Below are 21,524 nucleotides of genomic sequence, written 5' to 3'. Positions count from 1 at the left end.
ATGTGGCGGACAGTGTACCACTCGGGCAGATCCCTGGCTGATCGCAGCCCTGTGGGAGCGGGTTGCCCCGCCAACACGGGCCAGGCCCGTGCCAGGCACCGCGGTGCCTTCTTCGCAGGTAAACCCGCCCCCACAAGCGCTGCGGTGTGCTCAGGTCAAACCCAATTCACCCCAGATCCGCCGCACCTGGCGCCGCTCATCGGCAAACTGCGCCGCATCGATCACTCCGGCCTGCTTCTGCAGGGCCTGACGGTGCGACGCCGAGCGGAACGCCTTGTACACCTCACGCAACAGTACCGCGTCACTGGCCGGCATCAAACCTGCCTGCTCCAGCTCTTCCAGAATGCGGATGTTATCGGTCCATCGGAGTATGGCCGGGTGCTCGTGTGACCAGGCCAAAGCGGCGTATTGCACCATAAATTCGATATCGACGATACCGCCGGCATCCTGCTTGATGTCGAACGCCATGCCGGCATCGAAGGCATTGGCAGCGGTGCCTGCTGCGGTGGCTTTGGTGCCGAGGTTGTCACGCATCTTGGCGCGCATCTCACTCACTTCGCCGCGCAACTTGGCAAGGTCGCGGGGCTGGCCCAGAACCTTGGCGCGCACAGCCTCGAAGCCCTTGGCCACTTGCTCGCAGCCTACCAGCACACGGGCGCGCACCAGCGCCTGATGCTCCCAGGTCCAGGCCTCGTTCTGCTGATAGCGCTCGAACGCCCCCAGCGAACTGACCAGCAGCCCTGCGGCGCCGGACGGGCGCAGACGCATGTCGACCTCGTACAGCTGGCCAGAGTTGGTCTGGGTGGTCAGCAGGTGGATGATGCGCTGGCCCAGGCGGGTGAAGAATTGCGCGCTGTCGATGGGCTTGGCGCCATCGGTTTCTGCTTGCGGGTCACCATCGTGGATGAACACCAGGTCCAGGTCCGAACCATGGCCCAGCTCCAGCCCGCCAACCTTGCCGTAGCCGATGATGACGAAGCCTGGGTCGCACAAACTGCCATCGCTGCGCTTGGGCTGGCCGTGGCGGGCCACGGTCTGGCGCCAAGCCAGGGCGAGCACCTGGTCGAGAATCGCTTCGGCCAGCCAAGTCAGGTAATCGCTGACTTTCATCAAAGGTAGGTTGCCGCTGATTTCCGATGCCGCCACCCGCAGGCTGTGGGCCAGCTTGAAGTGACGCAAGGCTTCCATCTGCTGTTCCAGGTCATCCTCGGGGATGCGTGTCAGCCGCTCGCGCAACTCGGCAGCCAGTTCCGGCGCCAACGGTGGGCTGAACAGGCGGCCCTCGTTGAGCAGCTCATCGAGCAGCAATGGATAGCGGGCGATCTGTTCGGCGATCCACGGGCTGGCCGCGCACAGGGTCAGCAAGCGGCGCAAGGCGCCGGGGTTTTCGGTAAGCAGAACCAGATAGGCCGAGCGCCGCGCCACGGCCTCGACCAGTGGTAACACGCGTTCGAGCACCAGGTCGGGGTTGTCGTGCTCGACCGCCTGGGCCAGCAGACGGGGGATGAAGGCATCCAACCGCTCACGGCCGATGCGCTGCATCGAGCGCAATTGCGGGCTGGCACGCAGAGCGGCCAGGCGGCGCAGGGCCTCGGCCGGCTGTTCGAAGCCGGCCTCTTGCAACTGTCGGCCAGCCGCCTCTTCATCCTGGGCCTGCTCCCACAGCGGCGACCATTCGCCACCCACCACCAGCTCGCCTTCGCCTTCATCCTCGTCCGGGTCGGCGATGACCTGGCGGAAGTGCCAATCCACGCGGGTTCGCCAATGCATCAGTTGTGCATGAAAACTTTGCCAATCGGTAAAGCCGAGCATGTAAGCGACACGCTCCCGGTCCAGCTCATCCTCCGGCAGCATCTGCGTCTGCCGGTCGGCAATGGCCTGGATGGCGTGCTCGGTGTAGCGCAGAAACTCATAGCCTTCGCGCAGCTCTGCCACCACCGCAGGCGGCAGGTAACCCTGGCCTTCCAGTGTCGCCAGCACCTTGAGCAGCGGCCGCTGCTGCAGGCTCAGGTCGCGACCACCGTGGATCAGCTGGAAGGCCTGGGCGATGAACTCGACTTCGCGGATGCCGCCAGCGCCCAGCTTGATGTTGTCGGCCATGCCCTTGCGCCGAACCTCCTGCTGAATCAGCTGCTTCATGGTGCGCAGCGCTTCGATGGCCGAGAAGTCGAGGTAGCGCCGGTACACGAACGGGCGCAGCATCTCTTGCAACTGGGCGCCAGCAGCCTGGTCACCGGCCACTACCCGCGCCTTGATCATCGCGTAACGCTCCCAGTCGCGGCCCTGGTCTTGGTAATACTGCTCCAGCGCATTGAAGCTCAGCACCAGCGCGCCGGCCGAGCCGTAGGGGCGCAGGCGCATGTCGACCCGGAACACGAAACCGTCGACGGTGACCGGGTCCAGGGCTTTGATCAGGCGTTGGCCAAGGCGGGTGAAAAATTCCTGGTTGTCCAGCGAACGCTTGACCCCTTGTGTCTCGCCGCCCTCTGGGAAGGCGAAGATCAGGTCGATGTCCGACGACAGGTTCAATTCCACCGCCCCCAACTTGCCCATGCCCAGCACCACCATGTGCTGTGCCTGGCCGCTGCGGTTGCCGATGGGGGTGCCGAACTGCTGGCAGTGGCGCGGGTACAGCCACTGGTAGGCTTCGTCGATGGCGGCGTCGGCAAGGTCGGACAGGTCGCGGCAGGTTTCGCCCAGCTCGGCCTGGCGGGTGATGTCACGCCAGATGATGCGCAGTTGCTGGCGGTTGCGCTCGCGGCGCAGGTTACGCGCCAGTTCCTCTTCGCTTTGCGCGGCCTGGGCCGCAGCGCTAACGTGCCCACGCAGCTCGCCGGGCGCGTACCGGCGGTCCAGCTCACCGCTGGCGAGCAGGGCGAACAGCATCGTCGGCTCGCGTTGTGCCAGGCCCAGCACGAAGTCACTGGCGGCGGCCACTTGGTCGAACTGCTGGCGGTGCAGCGCAGACCACGATTGCAGGTCGAGTTCAGCGTGGCCCGCCACCGCATCGCTCAAAAACTGCTGATTGCGTACGACCAACGGTTGCAGTGAAACAGGCAGTGCGGGCGGCAAAGGCAGGCGCATGGTCTATCCTTGATCGGCGTGAAATGAAGGGGAAAAAGCGGCCGCGAGGTTGCCGGACCACGGTTGGACTGTCGTACAAAAGTTGGAAATAGCTGAAAAAAACGAATCATTGGCAAGAAACATCACGATCCACCTGTTCGCTGCACACCGCCAACCAACATGAACGATTTTCCTCACAAGCCGAGGTGCGACCAAACGTCGCATTTGTGTAGTTTTACTACTACTCATAAGCTGCAAAAGCATGAAATGCCCGAGCAAATGTAGTAAAACTACACGGCGCCGGGAGACACCCCGGTAATCCAAGAATTCACGACGTCTGCCCATAAGGCCAGTCGCAAACTCAGGCCCCCGATTCTGGTGGCCTTTCCGCCCTGGAGCAAGCCATGCAAGACCTCGATCCAATCGAAACCCAGGAATGGCTGGATGCCCTGGAGTCGGTCCTCGACAAAGAAGGCGAAGACCGCGCTCATTACCTGATGACCCGCATGGGCGAGCTGGCCACCCGCAGTGGCTCTCAGCTGCCGTACGCGATCACCACGCCATACCGCAACACCATCCCTGTCACCCACGAAGCACGCATGCCTGGCGACCTGTTCATGGAACGCCGCATTCGCTCGATGGTGCGTTGGAACGCGCTGGCCATGGTGATGCGCACCAACCTGAAGGACTCGGACCTGGGCGGCCACATCTCCAGCTTCGCCTCCAGTGCCACCCTGTATGACATCGGCTTCAACTACTTCTTCCAGGCTCCGACCGAAGAGCACGGCGGCGACCTCATCTTCTATCAAGGCCATGCTTCGCCAGGCGTTTACGCCCGTGCCTTCATGGAAGGCCGCATCAGCGAAGAGCAGATGAACAACTTCCGCCAGGAAGTGGACGGTAAAGGCCTGTCCTCGTACCCGCACCCATGGCTGATGCCTGACTTCTGGCAGTTCCCGACCGTTTCGATGGGTCTGGGCCCGATCCAGGCCATCTACCAGGCGCGTTTCATGAAGTACCTGGAAGCGCGCGGCTTCATCCCTGCCGGCAAGCAGAAGGTCTGGTGCTTCATGGGCGACGGCGAGTGCGACGAGCCCGAATCCCTGGGCGCGATCGCCCTGGCCGGCCGCGAGAAGCTGGACAACCTGATCTTCGTCATCAACTGCAACCTGCAGCGCCTCGACGGCCCGGTTCGCGGCAACGGCAAGATCATCCAGGAACTCGAAGGCGTGTTCCGTGGCGGTGGCTGGAACGTCAACAAGGTAGTCTGGGGCCGCTTCTGGGACCCACTGTTCGCCAAGGACACCAACGGTGCCCTGCAGCGCCGCATGGACGAAGTCATCGACGGCGAGTACCAGAACTACAAAGCCAAAGACGGCGCCTATGTGCGTGAGCACTTCTTCAACACCCCAGAGCTCAAGGCCATGGTCGAAGACCTGTCCGACGACGAGATCTGGAAGCTCAACCGTGGCGGCCACGACCCGTACAAGGTCTACGCGGCTTACCACCAGGCTGTGAACCACAAAGACCAGCCTACCGTCATCCTGGCCAAGACCATCAAGGGTTACGGTACCGGTGCCGGCGAAGCCAAGAACACCGCGCACAACACCAAGAAGGTCGACGTCGACAGCCTGCGCCACTTCCGTGACCGCTTCGACATCCCGGTCAAGGATGCCGAGCTGGAAAACCTACCATTCTTCAAACCCGAAGAAGGTTCGGCCGAAGCCAAGTACCTGGCCGAACGCCGCGCTGCCCTGGGCGGTTTCGTGCCACAGCGCCGGGCCAAGAGCTTCAGCGTACCGACCCCGCCCCTGGAAACGCTCAAAGCGATCCTGGACGGCTCGGGCGACCGCGAAATCTCTACCACCATGGCCTTCGTGCGTATTCTGGCGCAGCTGGTCAAGGACAAGGACATCGGCCAGCGCATCGTGCCGATCATCCCGGACGAAGCCCGTACCTTCGGTATGGAAGGCATGTTCCGCCAGCTGGGTATCTACTCGTCGGTCGGCCAGCTCTATGAGCCAGTCGATAAAGACCAGGTGATGTTCTACCGCGAAGACAAGAAGGGCCAGATTCTCGAGGAAGGCATCAACGAAGCCGGCGCCATGTCGTCGTTCATCGCTGCCGGTACCTCGTACAGCTGCCACAACCAGCCGATGCTGCCGTTCTACATCTTCTACTCGATGTTCGGCTTCCAGCGCATTGGCGACCTGGCCTGGGCCGCTGGCGACAGCCGCACCCGTGGCTTCCTGATCGGCGGTACCGCCGGCCGTACCACCCTCAACGGTGAAGGCCTGCAGCACGAAGACGGTCACAGCCACATGATGGCCGGTACCATCCCGAACTGCCGCACCTACGATCCGACCTACGGCTACGAGCTGGCGGTGATCATTCAGGACGGCATGAAGAAGATGACCGAAGAGCAACAGGACATCTTCTACTACATCACCGTGATGAACGAATCCTACCAGCAGCCAGCCATGCCGGCCGGTGTCGAGGAAGGCATCATCAAGGGCATGTACCTGCTCGAGGAAGACACCCGCGAAGCTGCGCACCACGTACAGCTGATGGGCTCGGGCACCATCCTGCGCGAAGTCCGCGAAGCGGCGAAGATCCTGCGTGAAGAGTTCAACGTCGGTGCCGACGTGTGGAGCGTCACTAGCTTCAACGAACTGCGTCGCGACGGCCTGGCCGTGGAACGCGCCAACCGCCTCAAGCCTGGCCAGAAGCCACAGCAGACCTACGTCGAGCAGTGCCTGAACGGTCGTAAAGGGCCGGTCATCGCCTCCACCGACTACATGAAGCTGTTCGCCGAGCAGATTCGCCAGTGGGTACCGAGCAAAGAGTTCAAAGTCCTGGGTACCGACGGTTACGGTCGCAGCGACAGCCGCAAGAAGCTGCGTCACTTCTTCGAAGTCGACCGCCACTTCGTGGTGCTGGCTGCCCTGGAAGCCCTGGCTGACCGTGGCGAGATCGAACCCAAGGTTGTGGCTGACGCCATCGTCAAGTTCGGCATCGACCCGGACAAGCGCAACCCACTGGACTGCTGAGGAGTATTTTTAAGTGAGCGAACTCATTCGCGTACCTGACATCGGCAGCGGTGAAGGTGAAATCATCGAGCTGTTCGTCAAGGTCGGTGACCGTATCGAGGCTGACCAGAGCCTGCTGACCCTGGAGTCCGACAAGGCCTCCATGGAGATCCCTGCGCCCAAGGCCGGTGTGATCAAAGAGCTCAAGGTCAAGCTGGGTGATCGCCTGAAAGAAGGCGACGAACTGCTGGTTTTGGAAGCTGAGGGCGCCGCTGCTGCGGCGCCTGAGGCTCCGGCCGCCGCCGCCGCGCCTGCTGAAGCACCAGCACCGGCTCCGGCTGCCGAAGCTGCCCCTGCTCCGGCCGCAGCCCCGGCTGCTGCCAGCGTGCAAGACATCCACGTGCCGGACATCGGCTCGTCGGGCAAGGCCAAGATCATCGAAGTGCTGGTCAAGGTCGGCGACACCGTCGAAGCTGACCAGTCGCTGATCACCCTGGAGTCCGACAAGGCCTCCATGGAAATCCCATCGCCAGCCGCTGGCGTGGTCGAAGAAGTGCTGTGCAAGCTCGAAGACGAAGTCGGCACTGGCGACCTGATCTTCAAGCTCAAGGTCGCGGGCGCCGCCCCGGCTGCTGCACCGGCCCCGGCCGCTGCCGAGCCAGCCAAGGCAGAGGCGGCGCCTGCCGCCGCGCCAGCCGCTGCCCCGGCACCCGCTGCCGCCCCTGCTCCGGCTGCCACTGCGCCGGCAGCCGGCAGCAACGCCAAGGTCCACGCAGGCCCGGCGGTTCGCCAACTGGCCCGTGAATTTGGTGTCGATCTGGGCGCCGTTGCGGCCACCGGCCCGCATGGCCGCATCCTCAAGGAAGACGTGCAGGTCTACGTCAAGGCGATGATGCAGAAGGCCAAGGGAGCACCGGCCGCCGGTGCCACCGGCGGCGCTGGCATCCCGCCGATCCCGGCAGTGGACTTCAGCAAGTTCGGTGAAGTGGAAGAAGTCGCCCTGACCCGCCTGATGCAGGTCGGCGCCACCAACCTGCACCGCAGCTGGCTGAACGTGCCGCACGTGACCCAGTTCGACTCGGCCGACATCACCGAGCTGGAAGCTTTCCGCGTTGCGCAGAAGGCCGTGGCCGAGAAGGCTGGCGTGAAGCTGACCGTGCTGCCGCTGCTGCTCAAGGCCTGCGCATTCCTGCTCAAGGAACTGCCAGACTTCAACAGCTCGCTGGCACCAAGCGGCAAGGCCATCATCCGCAAGAAGTACGTGCACATCGGCTTTGCCGTGGACACCCCGGACGGCCTGCTGGTCCCTGTGATCAAGAACGTCGACCAGAAGAGCCTGCTGCAACTGGCTGCCGAAGCCGCTGCACTGGCCGAGAAAGCACGCACCAAGAAGCTGTCGGCTGACGACATGCAAGGCGCCTGCTTCACCATCTCCAGCCTCGGCCACATTGGCGGCACCGGCTTCACGCCGATCGTCAACGCGCCGGAAGTGGCGATCCTGGGCGTCTCCAAGGCGACCATGCAGCCCGTCTGGGATGGCAAAGCCTTCCAGCCGAAGCTGATGCTGCCACTGTCGCTGTCCTACGATCACCGTGTGATCAACGGCGCGGCCGCCGCACGCTTCACCAAGCGTCTTGGTGACGTGCTGGGCGATATCCGCACCATGCTGCTGTAATGCGGCACACTGCCCCTCCCGGCGAGGGGCAGCACCTTTTTCGAGCTGCCACGCTCGTACCTCAACCCCGCCAATTGGCGGGGCTTTTTTTGTCCGCCGTTAGGGGGTGGGCGCCTGTGAAATCACTCAAGGCATATTAAGGATTTTCCCCCACCGGCCGAAAACATCTACAAGACAGCCCTCATGGCCGCTTGCCAGCCTCCGGGACATGATGCAACCTTGCCAGATACGCAGCCGTCCAGGCCGCGTCCCCTTCAAGCGAGTCTTCGATGAAAAGCCAACCCGATGCCGCTAGCCGTGTGGCGGCCGAGGTCGTCACGCCGCTCCCCGTGCCCTCGCGGCTGGGCATGCTGCGTTTCGAAAGGCTCAACGAAGCGAGCTGGGCGATGCTGTACCTGGACCCGGCCTGCGACCGCCAATTCGGCATGCCCGCGCCACAACTGTGCGCCCTGGTCGATTCACCCTACGCCAGTCTGATGGAACCCGAGGCGCGCTACCGGCTGCACGATGAAATCCAGCTGCAACTGAACAAGCGCGGTTACTACCGCGTGCGCTACACCTTGCACACCCAGGCCCGTGCGTTGCGTCTGCTGGAGGCCGGCGAGGCATTCAAGCAGCACAACCGCCAGTTGCTGCGCGGGTTCCTGACAGTGCTCGATGATGAAGAAGAAGGCGAAGCCGACCCCAGTGACCTGGAATCACGCAACAACCGCCTGCAACTAGCCCTGCAGATCAACCAACGCGCCCAGCAGGTACAGCTTGAGCACCTGGAACGCGTGCGCGCCCAGCAGGATCTTATTCTGCGCCTAGCCCGGCAGCGGTACAGTGCCGAGAACTCGCTGCTCGAAGCGGCTGAGCTGATCACCCGTAGTGCCTGTGAAATCTACAAGGTCGATTGCGCCAGCATCTGGTACCTGGACGAACAACGCCTGCAGCCGATCAGTGCCTGGCTGCACAAGGAGCAGGTCCATCGCTTGCCCGAGCCAATTGACGCCAGCCGTTTTCCGGACTACCTCGAAGCCCTGCACGCCAGCCGTGCCATCGACGCCCACAACGCCAAGCACGATCCGCGTACCCGCGAGCTGGCAGAAAGCCTGTACGCGGACAACAACGCCATGCTCGACGCCAGTATCCGCGTCGATGGCCAAGTGGTCGGTGTGTTGTGCCTGGAGCAGACCGCCCAACCACGTGCCTGGCAGTCGGATGAAATCGCCTTTGCCGGCGAGCTGGCCGACCAGTTCGCCCAGGTCATCACCAACCACAACCGGCGAACCGCCGCCAGCGCCTTGCACCTGTTCCAGCGGGCAGTCGAGCAAAGCGCCAGCGCTTTCCTGCTGGTCAACCGCGACGGTGTGGTGGAGTACGTCAACCCAAGCTTCACGGCGATCACCCAGTACAGCACCGAGGAAGTCCAAGGCCATCACCTGGCCGAGCTGCCTGCCTTGGAAAACCTCAGCGAGCTGCTGTTCGACTCACCGTCGAGCCTGGCCATGGGCAACAGCTGGCAGGGCGAATTCAAGAGCCGGCGCAAAAACCTCGAACCCTACTGGGGCCAACTGTCGATCTCCAAGGTGTACGGCGACAACCGCGAGCTGACCCATTACATCGGCATCTATGAAGACATCACCCAGAGCAAGCTGGCCCAACAGCGCATCGAACGGCTGGCCTACACCGATAACCTGACCAACCTGGGCAACCGCCCGGCGTTCATCCGCAAGCTCGACGAGCGCTTCGCCCGCGACAGCGAGAAACCGATCTGCCTGCTGCTGGTGGACATCGACAACTTCAAGCGGATCAACGACAGCCTCGGCCACCAGACCGGCGACAAACTGTTGATCAGCCTTGCCCGGCGCCTGCGCAACAGCCTCAGCGCCAACGGTGTGCTGGCGCGTTTCGCCAGCAACGAGTTCGCCGTACTGCTCGATGACACAGGCCTGGAAGAAGGCCAGGGGGTCGCCCTGCAACTGCTGCGAACCCTCGATAAACCGATGTTCGTCGACAACCAGCTGATCAACGTCACCGCCTCCGTGGGGCTTGCGTGTGCACCGCTGCATGGCAGCGACCCGACGACGCTGATGAAAAATGCAGGTCTTGCCCTGCACAAGGCCAAGGCCAACGGCAAGCACCAGGTGCAGGTGTTCACCGAAGTGCTCAATGCCGAGGCCAGCTACAAGCTGTTCGTCGAAAACAACCTGCGCCGCGCGCTAACCCAGAACGAGCTCGAGGTGTTCTACCAGCCCAAGCTGTGCCTGCGCAGTGGCCGCTTGCTGGGCCTGGAGGCGCTGCTGCGCTGGAACCACCCCGAACGCGGCATGATCCGCCCAGACCAGTTCATCAGCGTGGCCGAAGAAACCGGGCTCATCATCCCCATCGGCAAGTGGGTGGTGCGCCAGTCCTGCCGCATGAGCCAGCAGTTGCAGCAAGCCGGCATGGGCTGCCTGCAGGTGGCGATCAACCTGTCGCCCAAGCAATTCTCCGACCCTGACCTGGTCGCCTCCATCGCCTCGATTCTCAAAGAAGAAGGCCTGCCTGCGCATCTGCTGGAGCTGGAGCTGACCGAAGGCCTGCTGCTCGAAGCTAGCGAAGATACCCACCGCCAGCTCGACGAGCTCAAGGCCCTAGGCCTGACCCTGGCGATGGACGACTTCGGTACGGGTTATTCGTCGTTGAGCTACCTGAAGAAGTTTCCGATCGATATCATCAAGATCGACCGCAGCTTCATCAACGAGATCCCCGATAACCAGGACGACATGGAGATCACCTCGGCCGTAGTGGCCATGGCCCACAACCTCAAGCTCAAGGTCGTGGCCGAGGGCATCGAGACGCCAGAGCAATTGGCGTTCCTGCGCCGGCACCGCTGCGATGTCGGCCAAGGCTACCTGTTCGACCGGCCGATACCGGGCAGTGAGCTGGAAGCAAAACTCAAGCGCTATCCGCGCGGTCCAATGGCCTGACAGCAGCGCCAAGCTGGGGCACACTAGACGTCATTCGGGTCCAGAAAGCGCGGGTTCACCCGCAAACGGTCCCCACCCCCATTCACAGATACTCAGAGGAACAGCCATGGTCCTGCGTTCGGAAATCTTAGTGAACAAAAACGTCCTGCCAACCGCGGAGCAAGCCCTGCCTGGCCGCGAGACGCCCATGCAGTTACCCGAGTTCCATTACGTGTTCAAGGACACCCCGCTGCTCGGCCCATTCTTCGAAGGCGCCATCGATTTCGCCATCTTCGGCCTTGGCTGCTTCTGGGGCGCCGAGCGGCGCTTCTGGCAGCGCGAAGGCGTGGTCAGCACAGTGGTCGGCTATGCAGGCGGATTTACCCCGAACCCAACCTACGAAGAGGTCTGCTCAGGCCTGACTGGCCACACCGAAGTGGTGTTGGTGGCGTTCGACAAGGACAAGGTCAGCTACCAGGAACTGCTGGCAATGTTCTGGGAGCTGCACAACCCGACCCAAGGCATGCGCCAGGGCAACGACATCGGCACCCAGTACCGCTCGGCCATCTACTGCACCAGCCCGGAACAACTCGAACAGGCCAAGGCCAGCCGCGAGGCCTTCCAGGCGGAGCTGACCAAGGCCGGTTACGGTGAAATCACCACCGAAATCGATCAGGCGCCAACCGTCTACTTCGCCGAGGCTTACCACCAGCAGTACCTGGCCAAGAACCCTGACGGCTACTGTGGCATCGGCGGCACCGGCGTATGCCTGCCACCCAGCCTGCAAGGCAACTGAACCATGAGCACGATGACCCTGTTCCACTCGCCGCTGTCGCCATTCGTACGCAAGGTGATGGTGGTGCTGCACGAGACCGGCCAGCTGCAGCGGGTGACCCTGCAGCCGGTGAACATCACGCCGGTCAATGGTGACGAGCAGCTCAACCAGGGCAACCCGATCGGCAAGATTCCGGCCCTGCGCCTGGAGGACGGCACCGTGCTGCACGACAGCCGGGTGATTTGCGAGTACCTCGACCTGCAGCATGTTGGCCCAGCCCTGCTGCCACGCGAGGGTGCGGCACGCTGGCGGCGCATGACCCTGGCCTCCCAAGCCGATGCGATCATGGATGCAGCGGTCGCATCGCGTTACGAGAGCGTTCTACGCCCCGAAGAGAAACGCTGGGACGGCTGGTTGAACGCCCAGGCCGACAAGATCCGGCGCAGCCTGGCCAACCTCGAACAGGAGCATTTGGCCCAGCTTGCATCGGGGTTCGACTTGGCGGCGATTGGCGTGGCCTGTGCGTTGGGCTACCTGGACCTGCGTCAGCCGCAGTTTGGCTGGCGTGAGCGCCAGCCTGGCCTGGCGGCATGGTATGCCGAGGTCAGCCAGCGCCCATCGATGGTCGCCACAGCCCCATCAGCTTGAAAAACAGGCCACGCCGGGCGGTATCAGCAGTCCGGCTTGCCAGCGGTGAACCGCTTGGCTGGGTTCACCGCCGCCTTGAACTCGCGCAGGGCCTTGGCCCCTATCAGCAGCGGATAGTTGAAATTGCTGCGGTCCACCAAGTTGACCTCAACAGTGCGCTTCACATCCCCCAGGCATAGCTCGAGGTCTACCACCGGGCGCTTGGACAGCTCAGGCACATCGCCCTCGTCCTCTTCATCGGCGCGGCCCTTGATTTTGCTGATGCGTGAAACCTTGTGCTCGTACACCTTGCCGTCCGAATCCTTGGTGGCCAAGCGGAACCGCACCCAATCCTCGCCATCGCGGGTGAAGCGCTCGATGTCCTTGGCAGACAGCGACGCGGTATAGGCACCGGTGTCCATCTTGGCTTTGAGGGTCTGCCCCAGTTCAGGCAGGGCGATGTTCTCGTAACGGCCGTATAGCGTCGGGTCAGCGGCCATGACCGGTAGCGCCACCAACGACAGCAGGGCAAGCAAAGATTTCACAGGGCAGGCTTCCTTGAAAAGAGTCAGTGCTTAGACTGCACTGGCAGGATAGGTTCGTCGGTACCCAGGTTAAACAACATAATGTGAAACATTTGTCCCTGCCACTTGGCACTGGATGTTTGGCGTTGGCTGCCACCCTGCTTATCATTGCCAACCGTTTCATTCCTACAACAAGAGTTCCCCTATGCGTCGCCTGCTAATCGGCCTGTTCACCACCACCCTGCTGCTGCTCAACACCGTGGTATTGATTTGCCCGCTGCTGGTCTTCGCCCTTCTCAAGCTGGTGCTGCCCGGCCGTGGTCGCGACTATGCGTCATGGGCGGTCATGTGGGTGGCTGAAACCTGGTCAGAAATCGACAAAGCCATTTTCGCGTTGTGCATCCCCACGCAATGGGACATCCGCGGCGTCGAGAACCTGCGCAGAGACACCTCGTACCTGGCGGTGAGCAACCACCAAAGCTGGGTCGATATCCCGGCGCTGATCGAAAGCCTCAACCGCCGCACACCGTTCTTCAAGTTCTTCCTGAAGAAAGAACTGATCTGGGTGCCGCTGCTGGGCCTGGCCTGGTGGGGGTTGGATTACCCGTTCATGAAGCGCTACAGCAAGGCGTTTCTGGAGAAACACCCGCACCTCAAAGGCAAGGACCTGGAAATCACCAAGGCTGCCTGCGAGCTGTTCAAGCGCCAGCCGGTGACCGTGGTCAACTACCTCGAAGGCACGCGTTTCAGCCAAGCCAAGCACCGCGAGCAGCAGTCGCCCTACCGCCACCTGCTCAAACCCAAAGCCGGCGGGGTGGCCTTCGTGCTGGCCGCGCTGGGCGAGCAACTGGATGCATTGCTGGATGTCACCATCGTCTACCCCGGCGAGCAGGCGCCGGGCTTCTGGGCTTTGCTCAATGGCAGCATCAGCCGGGTGATCATCGACATCAACGTGCGTGAGCTGGACCCAGCCTTGTGGGCCGGAGACTACGAAAACGATCCCGCCTTCCGTCAGACCGTGCAGGACTGGGTCAACCAGCTGTGGCTGGAGAAGGACCAGCGCATCGAGGCTTTACGCGCCGAGATGCGCTGAGCCTGCCGCTTAGCGTTTCACCAGCTGCATGATCTCGAAGGCGTTCAACGCCGCCCCGCGCAGCAGCTGGTCACCACTGATGAACAGGTCCAGACCGTACTGGCCGTAGATGAGGTTGAAGCGAATCCGCCCGACCTCCACTGCATGTTTGTAGGTGGAGGTCATCGGCATCGGGTAGCGCCCGGCTGCCGGGTCATCCACCAGTTCAACCCCAGGCGCTTCGGCCAGCAGCCGCCGCACCCCCTCCAGCGAGTGAATAGGCTGCTTGAATTTGAGCGTCAGGCTTTCGGCATGGGAGCGCAGGGTCGGCACCCTCACCGCCGTGGTGCTGATGGCAAGGCGCGGCTCGCCAAGTACCTTGCGCAACTCCCACACCACCTTCATTTCCTCACGGGTGTAGAGGTTGTCTTCGAAACGGTCGACCTGCGGGATCACGTTGAAGGCCAGGTTATGGGCGAAGTTCTCGCTGCCGTTGTCCAGGCCATAGTCCTCGAAACCACCGGCCCGCTCGCGCAGCTCCAGCATCGCCGGCTGCCCGGCACCGCTGGCGGCCTGGTAGGTGGAAATGATCGCGCTTTCAAGGCCGAACGCCTGGTGCAGCGGGCCCAGCACCATCAAGGCGATAGCCGACGAGCAATTAGGGTTGGCGATCAGGTATTCGCCTTTGTAGCTTTTGCCGTTGATCGGTGGCACCAGCAATGGCACATCCGGGTGGTAACGGAACGCCGAAGAGTTGTCGATCACCACCGAAGACTGTGCCAGCTGTTCGCCGTATTTGAGGGCGAACTCCCCGGAAACACACAGGAACACCACATCGCAGGTGGCGCAGGCCTCGACCGAGAATGGCTCGATAAGGTAGTCCCGCCCGCCTACCTGCAAAAGCTTGCCAGCAGAGCGCGGCGAGGCCATGCAGAGCACCTCGAGCTCGGTCGGGCCGAGCAGCTCAAGCATGGTCAGGCCAACGGCACCGGTACAACCGACAACTGCGATTCTTTTCATCACAACTCCTTGATCTCGCAAAGCCGGGTGCCACTTAAGGCACCCGGCAACTTCTCATGCCGTGCGCAGTTTCGCGCCCGCCTGTTGCACCACTGCCCGCTGGGCCCGCACCGAGTTCCAGGTGAACACGCCAAGCGCCACCCAGATGAACAGGAACGCCACCAGTTTCAGCGGCGAGACATGCTCCCCATAAACGAATGCGGCCAGCAGGAAATTGCAGATCGGTGGTACGAACTGCAAGAAGCCCAGGGTGACCATGGACAACTGTTTGGCCGCCAGGCTGTACCACCACAGTGGCAGCACCGTAATCAGCCCCGTTGCCGCCAGCAGCAGATCGGTGCCCAGCGCCAGGCCAAAGTGATGCCCCAGCCCCTGGCTGCCGGCGTAAGCCAGGAACACCAGGGCGAATGGCAGCAGTGCCATGATCTCCAGGGTCTGGATCACCACCGGGTCACCCGGCACTTTCTTCTTGAAGATGCCGTAGAACGAGTAGCATGAGCCGATGATCAGCGCGATCCATGGGAACGAGCGCAGGTTCAGCAGCTCGAACGCCATCAGCGTCACCCCGATCACGGCAAGGCCGATGGCCAGCACTTGCAGCCCGCTCAGGCGCTCTTTGAACAGCAGGCGTGACACCGCCATGCTCATGATCGGGCTGAGGAAGTAGCCAAAGGCTACTTCCAGCACACGCCCAGTCATGATCCCGTAGATGTACATCAGCCACCACAACCCCAGGACCGCAGCGACCGTCAGCACATGCTGGGCGCGGATGGTCGGCAGGGTTGCCCGCAGCTTGCCCACCCGCCCGCTGACCACCAGCAGGGCGACCAGGAACAGCTCGGCGAAGACGATCCGCCACGACAGCAGGTGGTAGGCATCGAGCTGGCCAAGTGGCTTGTACCACAGTGGGTACGACCCCCACAGCAAGGTCGCCCCCAAGCCATAGAAGATGCCGGCACCTGCGCTGGCGTCTTTGTCTGCACTCATGCCGGCAGCCCTTTGCCAAGCTTGCGGGCGATACCGTCCCAGTAGATTTCCATCAGGTGCAGGTACTGCTGGATACCCTCGACGAACAGCGCACGCTGCTCAGGGGTCTGCAGGTGCTTTTCCATGATGTTGAACACGGCGTTGGAGTGGCCCACTTCCACCTCCATGTGCAGGGTCCAGAAGAAGCGCTGCTGGGCGCTCATGCCTTCCTTGATCAAACCATCGTTGTACTTGCTGACCATCGAGGCGGACATTGCCTCGTCGGCGAACAGGCCGCCCAAAGCCTTCTGCAGCGGCGGAGTGGTGTACAGCGCGCAAATGCCGTCGTTGAGTGCCTGGGTGCTGGGCAGGCACTTGTAGCCGTCGATTTCCTCGGCGCTGATGCCCTTGTCCAGCAGGAACTTGCGGTACAGGTCCGAGTGCGAATGGGTTTCGCCCAGCTCGTCGCGGGCATTGAAGGCAATGGCGCGCAGCACGGCTTCATCGCGGGTCAGGGTCGAGATACCGCAGACATAGAACGGCAGAAACTTGAAGTAGTGCAGCGTTTCCAGATAGAGCACCTTGCTCTGCTCGGCATCCAGGCCTTCGGCTGCATAGGTATTGAGGAACGGGTGCTCGGTAGCGCGGTGCTTGAGGATGCTGTCGATCTGCTCGTTCATGAACAGTTCGAGCTCGAGCGAAACATCGCCGCTGCGCACGACGTAGGCGGAATCGGACTGGAAGGTTTCCTGGGAGATGGACATGTGCGTTTCCTTGCAAAAGAGGTTAAGAAATCCGAAAAGGCCTGGGGCCTGTGCCCCAGGCGTGCAGCCGATCAGGCGTCGTGGCCGCGATGCTCGGTGCCCCAGATCACGTCGATGCTCTCGTGGGCTACGTCGGTGCGCCGGTCATGGGCACTGGCCCAGCAGGTGTTGAGGATGATTCGCGTGGTTTCCTGCTGGATCGGTACCACGTGGTGCAGCGTGGTGTCGGATTTCAGGAAGTACACATCACCCTTGAGGTGGTGATACGACTTGATGTCGTTGTTCAGGATGTACTGCCAGATCTGCGGGTCTTTCTTGTCCCACTCGCTGTGGGGCACGCACTGCAGTACGCCACCGATGGCCGGGTCCTCGGGCGCTTCGATGATCCAGATCAGGGTGTACGGGTAGTCGCCCCAATGCCAGCCGTGGGTATCGCCTGGGTGGCTGAGCTTGGTGATCAGGTACTGCTCCTGCTCCCAGCAGGCCGCCAGGTCATCACCTGCGATATTGCCGAGAAAACGCTGCACCGCAGGCGATTCGTAGATCGCCGGGATCAGGTTGCCACTGCTTTTGATCTCTGGCTGGTTGACGTTGTACATCTTGCGGTAGGTGTTGCCGGTCGAAGCCACGGTCACGTCGCGACGTACCGAATGGTCATCGAGCAACTGATGCACCTCACCGTGCACGTCCTCCAACAGGCCGCGAGGCAGGAAGGTGAAGTCCTTGAAGTTGAAGTAACCGTTGCGCCGGAACGCGTTGCGGATCTGTTTCATCCGCGTCTCATCGGCCAGGATGGCGTCGAAGTGTTGGCTCAGTTGCTGTTCCAGTGCATCCATCGGCGAAGCTCCTTGGGTTGGCAAGCAGGCACGTCTTTCCTGTAGCGCGCGCCTTGTTTTTGTGGTGAATCAGGGTTGCTGCAGTGCCAGCAGTGCCGGCTGGCGACGACTGAGCAGCGTCAGCAATGGGCCGGTCATCAGTGTGGTGACGATGGTCATGACGATCAGCAGGGTGAACAGCTGGGCGCTGATCAGGCCCAGGTCCAGGCCGATCTTGAGCACCACCAGTTCCATCAGGCCACGGGTATTCATCAACACACCGATGCGCAGCGACGTGCGCCAGGGGTAACGCACCAGGCGCGCCCCCAGGGCACTACCGGCGACTTTGCCGACCACTGCCACCAGCAGCACCAAGGCCAGTGCGCCCAGGCCGGTTTCAGCGAACGCACCCGGGACGGTGCTCAGGCCCGCCAGGGCGAAGAAGCAGGGCATGAACACCATCAGGGCCAGGTGTTCCAGGCGCTCGATAATCATCTGCAACAAATGTTCGTCACGCGGCAGGCACAGCCCGAACAGAAACGCGCCGAATACCGCATGCACCTGCAGCCAGTGGGTGAGGCTGCCATAGACCATGACCCCGGCCAGCAGCCCCAACAGCACCTGGGGTTGCCCGTACCCACTGCGACCGGCCAGCCAACGCGCCAGTGCCGGGCGCAGCACCAGCAGCGAGAACGCCACCAGAACCAGCAGGCCAGCGACCCGTGCCGCCAGCAGCGGCAGGTTGCCGTCGTTGCTGTGGACCATGGCCACCAACGCCAGCAGTAACCAGGCGCCGACATCGCTCATGGCCGCGGCAAGCATGGCCACTGCGCCCTCTTGCGAAGCCAGCAGGCCGTGCTCTTTGAGGATACGCGCCAGCACGGGGAAGGCAGTGACCGAGCACACCGTGCCGATGAACAAGGTAAATGCCAGCAGCGACACGCTGGGCGGCGCGAAGCGGGCGTACAACCATGGCGCCAGCGCGGCCCCCAGCAGAAACGGCAGCGCGATACTGAACACACCCACCACCGAGGCCTTGACGCCGCCCAGGCGCTCGCCAGCAGGGAACCGGAATTCTGCGCCGATGACGAACATGAACAGCAGCAACCCGAACTCACTCAACGCCCTGAGCTGCGCGGTGTCATCCGGGTCGAACAATGCGGCCTGCAGGCCTGGGAACAACTGCCCAAGTACCACCGGGCCAATCAGGAAACCGGCGATCATCTCTCCCACCACCTGCGGCTGCCCAATCCGGTGCAACAGGTAGCCACAGGCTTTGGCCATGGCCACCACGAACAGTAGCGTCATCAACATCATCGCTCGGTCCCTCAAGCAATCATTCAGGTCCACGGTCAGGCCGTGAGTGCTTAGTGAGACGTAGCTCAACATTCAGCCTGCGCAAGAGCGCGCAGCAAAGCCGTCGGTCGCATCATGCGCTGCATGCTTTGGTCTTATATGAGCGGGGATTGTAGGAATGTGAACCGGTTCGCTACAGTGCGTTTACCGTCAACAATTGGGAAAATTCCGCCAAATGAGCGAGATGCCAGGGCTGGTCGCCACGTTGGCCTACGAAGGGCTGTGCACCTTTGAATTTGGGATCGCCGTCGAGATCTTCGGCCTGCGCCGCCCGGAGCTGGACATCCCTTGGTATCAACACCAAGTGGTCGCGGTCGATGATGGGCCCATGCATGCCGCAGGCGGCGTGCGTATCAGCGCAGACGCTGGGCTCGAGGGCCTGGCAAGGGCGCAGACCATCATCGTGCCGGGCTGGCGTAGCCGCCACGAAGCACCGCCCGCTGCCCTGCTCGACGCACTGCGCGCAGCCCATGCTCGCGGTGCCCGGCTGCTGTCGATCTGCTCGGGTGTATTCGTACTCGCCGCCACAGGCCTGCTCGACGGCAGGCGCGCCACTACCCATTGGCAGTTCGCCCATGAGCTGGCATCGCGCTTTCCGCATATCGAGGTCGACCCTAACGTGCTGTATGTCGACGCCGGCCAACTGATTACCTCAGCTGGCAGCGCAGCCGGTATCGACGCCTGCCTGCACCTGGTGGCGCGCGACCATGGCACCCACGTCGCCAACACCGTGGCCAGGCGCCTGGTGATGGCGCCGCAGCGCACCGGCGGCCAGGCTCAGTTCATTCCGATGCCGATCATGAAAGCGCCGCGCAACGAGCTGAGCCGGGTATTGCAATGGGCGCGGGAAAACCTGGAGCAGCCGATCAGCATCTGCCAGATGGCCGAGAAAATGGCCATGAGCGAACGTACCTTCCTGCGCCGCTTCAAGGAAACCACTGGCCTTGCCCCCAAAGCATGGCTGCAGCAAGAGCGCATCAGCCGCGCCCGGGAGTTGCTTGAAAGCACCGCTGGCAATACCAACGATATCGCCGAAGCCTGCGGTTTCACTTCCACGGAAAGCTTCCGCGTAGCCTTCCGCACCACGGTCGGCATTGCCCCTTCGAGTTATCGCAAACATTTCGGGGCAAGCCCTGCCCTGCATGAAGCCAAGAGCTGGCGCGCCCAGTGCTGATGGGCTCGGCGAGCCGATTAGAAGCTGCCTTTATAATTTGTATTAGCGAATCTTTCGTTGATGCCGCAGGGCAAAGCGGATAAAAATCTGTCAACAAAAACAAACACAGGTTTTTCCGATGGGCAGTCAACACTCCGCCGGCGATGCCGCTAGCACCGCGCAACTGCGCCGCGTTCTCGGGCTTCCTGCCCTGGTCTTCTTTGGTTTGGTGTACATGGTGCCGTTGACCATTTTCACCACCTACGGCATCGTCACCGAGCTCACCGGGGGCCGCACCGCCGGGGCCTACCTGGTCACCCTGCTGGCGATGCTGTTCACCGCCGCGTCCTACAGCTTTATGGTCAAGCGTTTTCCGGTGGCGGGCTCGGCATATTCCTACACCAACATGGCTTTCGGTCCAAATGCCGGGTTTCTCGCAGGCTGGTCGCTGCTGCTGGACTACCTGTTCCTGCCGATGATCAATTATCTGCTGATCGGGTTGTTCCTCAACATTGCCTTCCCGGCCGTGCCTGCCTCGGTCTTCGTGCTGGCCTGCATCGCCCTGGTGACCTTGCTCAACGTGATCGGCATTCACTCCGTGGCCAAGACCAGCAACCTGATCGTCGGTGCGCAGATCGTGTTCATCGTGGTGTTCGTTGCGTTGTCGTGTCACTCGCTGACCGGCCAGCCGCTGGAGTTGCTGTCGCCGTTGCTGGGCGATGGCTCCAAACCCGGTTACGCCCCGATCATGGCCGGTGCTGCAGTACTGTGCCTGTCGTTTCTAGGCTTCGATGCCGTTTCGACGTTGGCCGAAGAATGCCGCGATGCTCGCCGCGACGTGCCACGGGCGATCATCCTCACCACCTTGTTCGCTGGCCTGCTGTTCACCGTGCTGGCCTACGTCAGCCAACTGGTGCTGCCTGGCACCACCTTCAGCAACGTCGATGCGGCCGCCAATGAGGTGATGTTCAAGGCTGGGGGGCAGTTTCTGGCCAATTTCTTCACCGCAGCGTTCGTAGCTGGCAGCCTGGGTTCGGCACTGGCGTCACAGGCGGCGGTGTCACGTATTTTGTTCACCATGGGGCGCGACAACGTGCTGCCCCGGCGCAGCTTTGGTTACCTCTCGCCCCGCTTCGGCACGCCAGTGTTCGCCATTGCGCTGGTGTCGGCGTTCTCGCTGCTGGCGGTGGTGATCGATCTGGCAACTTTGGCGTCGCTGATCAGCTTCGGTGCGTTGGTGGCGTTCTCGGCGGTGAACCTGGCGGTGGTTAAAACCCATCTGGTGGACCACGCTGCGCAGCGTGACCTCAAAGGGCTGCTGAGCTATGGCGTAGTACCCCTGGTGGGCTTGGCGCTGACCCTGTGGCTGTGGACCAGCCTGTCGGCGCTGACCTTGGTGATTGGGCTGTGCTGGTTCGCCCTGGGGCTTGCTTACCTGGCGGTGTTGACCGCTGGCTTCCGCCGCCCGGTGCGCCTGGTGGACTTCACAGAAGCCGCTTGAGCAAGCTTGCAACTGTGGGGATTTACCCGCGAAGGCGATGGTGAAGTCATCAGCGCATTCATGGGTGAACCCGCCCACATAGGGGCTAGTGCTGGGGCTCGGCGTTAGCTCTTCGGTGGGGCGCAGATCGAGCGCCGCCCGCGCGGCGCATCGCGAGCTGCGCTCGCTCCTACGTTTGTTTCGGGCCAATTGATCCTGTGGGATTTGCGCGCGGACGCCTTGATGCATGGCGCAATATCGCGTCATACAAA

At 62.3% G+C, this 21,524-nt stretch carries 15 protein-coding genes; 8 read left to right on the top strand and 7 right to left on the bottom strand.

All coding sequences use genetic code 11. The features are described 5' to 3' along the window. Positions 1-150: 150 nt before the first annotated feature. Complete coding sequence (glnE, locus tag J5M56_RS20680) at positions 151-3,084, bottom strand: bifunctional [glutamate--ammonia ligase]-adenylyl-L-tyrosine phosphorylase/[glutamate--ammonia-ligase] adenylyltransferase (protein WP_186478597.1); 2,934 nt, start codon at positions 3,082-3,084, stop codon at positions 151-153. Between the two features lie 383 nt (positions 3,085-3,467). On the opposite strand from glnE, the gene aceE reads away from it, so the two are divergent. The 5 genes from aceE (at position 3,468) to J5M56_RS20655 (ending at position 12,123) form a co-directional block, all read left to right on the top strand. Then, positions 3,468-6,113, top strand: a complete 2,646-nt coding sequence (gene aceE / locus J5M56_RS20675) for a pyruvate dehydrogenase (acetyl-transferring), homodimeric type (protein ID WP_060477411.1) — start codon at positions 3,468-3,470, stop codon at positions 6,111-6,113. 13 nt (positions 6,114-6,126) lie between these two features. After that, a complete protein-coding gene (aceF, locus tag J5M56_RS20670; protein WP_207937668.1) occupies positions 6,127-7,767 on the top strand; it encodes a dihydrolipoyllysine-residue acetyltransferase in 1,641 nt (546 codons plus the stop codon). Between the two features lie 269 nt (positions 7,768-8,036). Further along, positions 8,037-10,721: a GGDEF and EAL domain-containing protein gene (locus J5M56_RS20665; RefSeq protein ID WP_207937667.1), complete on the top strand. Its 2,685-nt coding sequence runs from the start codon at positions 8,037-8,039 to the stop codon at positions 10,719-10,721. Positions 10,722-10,827: 106 nt separating this feature from the next. Further along, the gene (gene msrA / locus J5M56_RS20660) at positions 10,828-11,496 is read left to right on the top strand and encodes a peptide-methionine (S)-S-oxide reductase MsrA (protein ID WP_060477408.1); all 669 of its coding nucleotides are present in this window, start codon (positions 10,828-10,830) and stop codon (positions 11,494-11,496) included. Between the two features lie 3 nt (positions 11,497-11,499). Continuing rightward, on the top strand, positions 11,500-12,123 hold the full coding sequence (locus tag J5M56_RS20655) for a glutathione S-transferase N-terminal domain-containing protein (protein WP_186479004.1): 624 nt from the start codon (positions 11,500-11,502) through the stop codon (positions 12,121-12,123). 23 nt (positions 12,124-12,146) lie between these two features. On the opposite strand, the gene J5M56_RS20650 is transcribed toward J5M56_RS20655, so the two are convergent. Beyond that, positions 12,147-12,647 carry an ATP-dependent zinc protease gene (locus J5M56_RS20650; RefSeq protein WP_186479005.1) on the bottom strand — a complete coding sequence of 167 codons (501 nt, stop codon included), beginning with the start codon at positions 12,645-12,647 and terminating at the stop codon, positions 12,147-12,149. A 184-nt stretch (positions 12,648-12,831) separates the two neighbouring features. On the opposite strand from J5M56_RS20650, the gene J5M56_RS20645 reads away from it, so the two are divergent. Beyond that, positions 12,832-13,719, top strand: a complete 888-nt coding sequence (locus J5M56_RS20645) for an acyltransferase (RefSeq protein WP_207937666.1) — start codon at positions 12,832-12,834, stop codon at positions 13,717-13,719. Between the two features lie 9 nt (positions 13,720-13,728). On the opposite strand, the gene J5M56_RS20640 is transcribed toward J5M56_RS20645, so the two are convergent. From J5M56_RS20640 to J5M56_RS20620, 5 genes are all read right to left on the bottom strand, one after another. Further along, on the bottom strand, positions 13,729-14,718 hold the full coding sequence (locus tag J5M56_RS20640) for an aspartate-semialdehyde dehydrogenase (protein ID WP_186479007.1): 990 nt from the start codon (positions 14,716-14,718) through the stop codon (positions 13,729-13,731). Positions 14,719-14,772: 54 nt separating this feature from the next. Further along, entirely contained in the window at positions 14,773-15,705 is a 933-nt protein-coding gene (gene rarD, locus J5M56_RS20635) for an EamA family transporter RarD (protein WP_060477403.1), read from the bottom strand. Next, complete coding sequence (locus J5M56_RS20630) at positions 15,702-16,448, bottom strand: iron-containing redox enzyme family protein (protein WP_207937665.1); 747 nt, start codon at positions 16,446-16,448, stop codon at positions 15,702-15,704. Before J5M56_RS20630 ends, rarD begins: the two co-directional genes overlap by 4 nt. Before the next feature lie 71 nt (positions 16,449-16,519). Next, positions 16,520-17,284, bottom strand: coding sequence for a hypothetical protein (locus J5M56_RS20625; RefSeq protein WP_060477401.1), 765 nt, complete (start codon positions 17,282-17,284; stop codon positions 16,520-16,522). 69 nt (positions 17,285-17,353) lie between these two features. Then, positions 17,354-18,652: a cation:proton antiporter gene (locus tag J5M56_RS20620; protein ID WP_207937664.1), complete on the bottom strand. Its 1,299-nt coding sequence runs from the start codon at positions 18,650-18,652 to the stop codon at positions 17,354-17,356. A 142-nt stretch (positions 18,653-18,794) separates the two neighbouring features. Here J5M56_RS20620 and ftrA point away from each other — a divergent pair, with 142 nt between their 5' ends. Both ftrA and J5M56_RS20610 read left to right on the top strand, forming a co-directional pair. Further along, positions 18,795-19,793: a transcriptional regulator FtrA gene (ftrA, locus tag J5M56_RS20615; RefSeq protein ID WP_060477399.1), complete on the top strand. Its 999-nt coding sequence runs from the start codon at positions 18,795-18,797 to the stop codon at positions 19,791-19,793. A gap of 118 nt (positions 19,794-19,911) precedes the next feature. Then, complete coding sequence (locus J5M56_RS20610) at positions 19,912-21,273, top strand: APC family permease (protein ID WP_207937663.1); 1,362 nt, start codon at positions 19,912-19,914, stop codon at positions 21,271-21,273. Positions 21,274-21,524: the final 251 nt, after the last annotated feature.

The sequence above is a fragment of the Pseudomonas sp. 51_B genome (assembly GCF_017491595.1).
Classification (GTDB): Bacteria; Pseudomonadota; Gammaproteobacteria; order Pseudomonadales; family Pseudomonadaceae; genus Aquipseudomonas; species Aquipseudomonas promysalinigenes.
Note: the sequence above shows the minus strand (reverse complement) of the source record. Positions and strands in the feature narration are given on the sequence as shown.

Excerpts from the sequence above, each read along its gene's own strand:
- J5M56_RS20630 (WP_207937665.1), bottom strand. The coding sequence starts at position 16,448 with ATGTCCATCTCCCAGGAAACCTTCCAGTCCGATTCCGCCTACGTCGTG.
- rarD (WP_060477403.1), bottom strand. The coding sequence starts at position 15,705 with ATGAGTGCAGACAAAGACGCCAGCGCAGGTGCCGGCATCTTCTATGGC.
- J5M56_RS20640 (WP_186479007.1), bottom strand. The coding sequence starts at position 14,718 with ATGAAAAGAATCGCAGTTGTCGGTTGTACCGGTGCCGTTGGCCTGACC.
- aceE (WP_060477411.1), top strand. The coding sequence starts at position 3,468 with ATGCAAGACCTCGATCCAATCGAAACCCAGGAATGGCTGGATGCCCTG.
- J5M56_RS20665 (WP_207937667.1), top strand. The coding sequence starts at position 8,037 with ATGAAAAGCCAACCCGATGCCGCTAGCCGTGTGGCGGCCGAGGTCGTC.
- glnE (WP_186478597.1), bottom strand. The coding sequence starts at position 3,084 with ATGCGCCTGCCTTTGCCGCCCGCACTGCCTGTTTCACTGCAACCGTTG.
- ftrA (WP_060477399.1), top strand. The coding sequence starts at position 18,795 with ATGAGCGAGATGCCAGGGCTGGTCGCCACGTTGGCCTACGAAGGGCTG.
- J5M56_RS20610 (WP_207937663.1), top strand. The coding sequence starts at position 19,912 with ATGGGCAGTCAACACTCCGCCGGCGATGCCGCTAGCACCGCGCAACTG.
- J5M56_RS20620 (WP_207937664.1), bottom strand. The coding sequence starts at position 18,652 with ATGTTGAGCTACGTCTCACTAAGCACTCACGGCCTGACCGTGGACCTG.
- J5M56_RS20645 (WP_207937666.1), top strand. The coding sequence starts at position 12,832 with ATGCGTCGCCTGCTAATCGGCCTGTTCACCACCACCCTGCTGCTGCTC.
- msrA (WP_060477408.1), top strand. The coding sequence starts at position 10,828 with ATGGTCCTGCGTTCGGAAATCTTAGTGAACAAAAACGTCCTGCCAACC.
- J5M56_RS20625 (WP_060477401.1), bottom strand. The coding sequence starts at position 17,284 with ATGGATGCACTGGAACAGCAACTGAGCCAACACTTCGACGCCATCCTG.
- J5M56_RS20655 (WP_186479004.1), top strand. The coding sequence starts at position 11,500 with ATGAGCACGATGACCCTGTTCCACTCGCCGCTGTCGCCATTCGTACGC.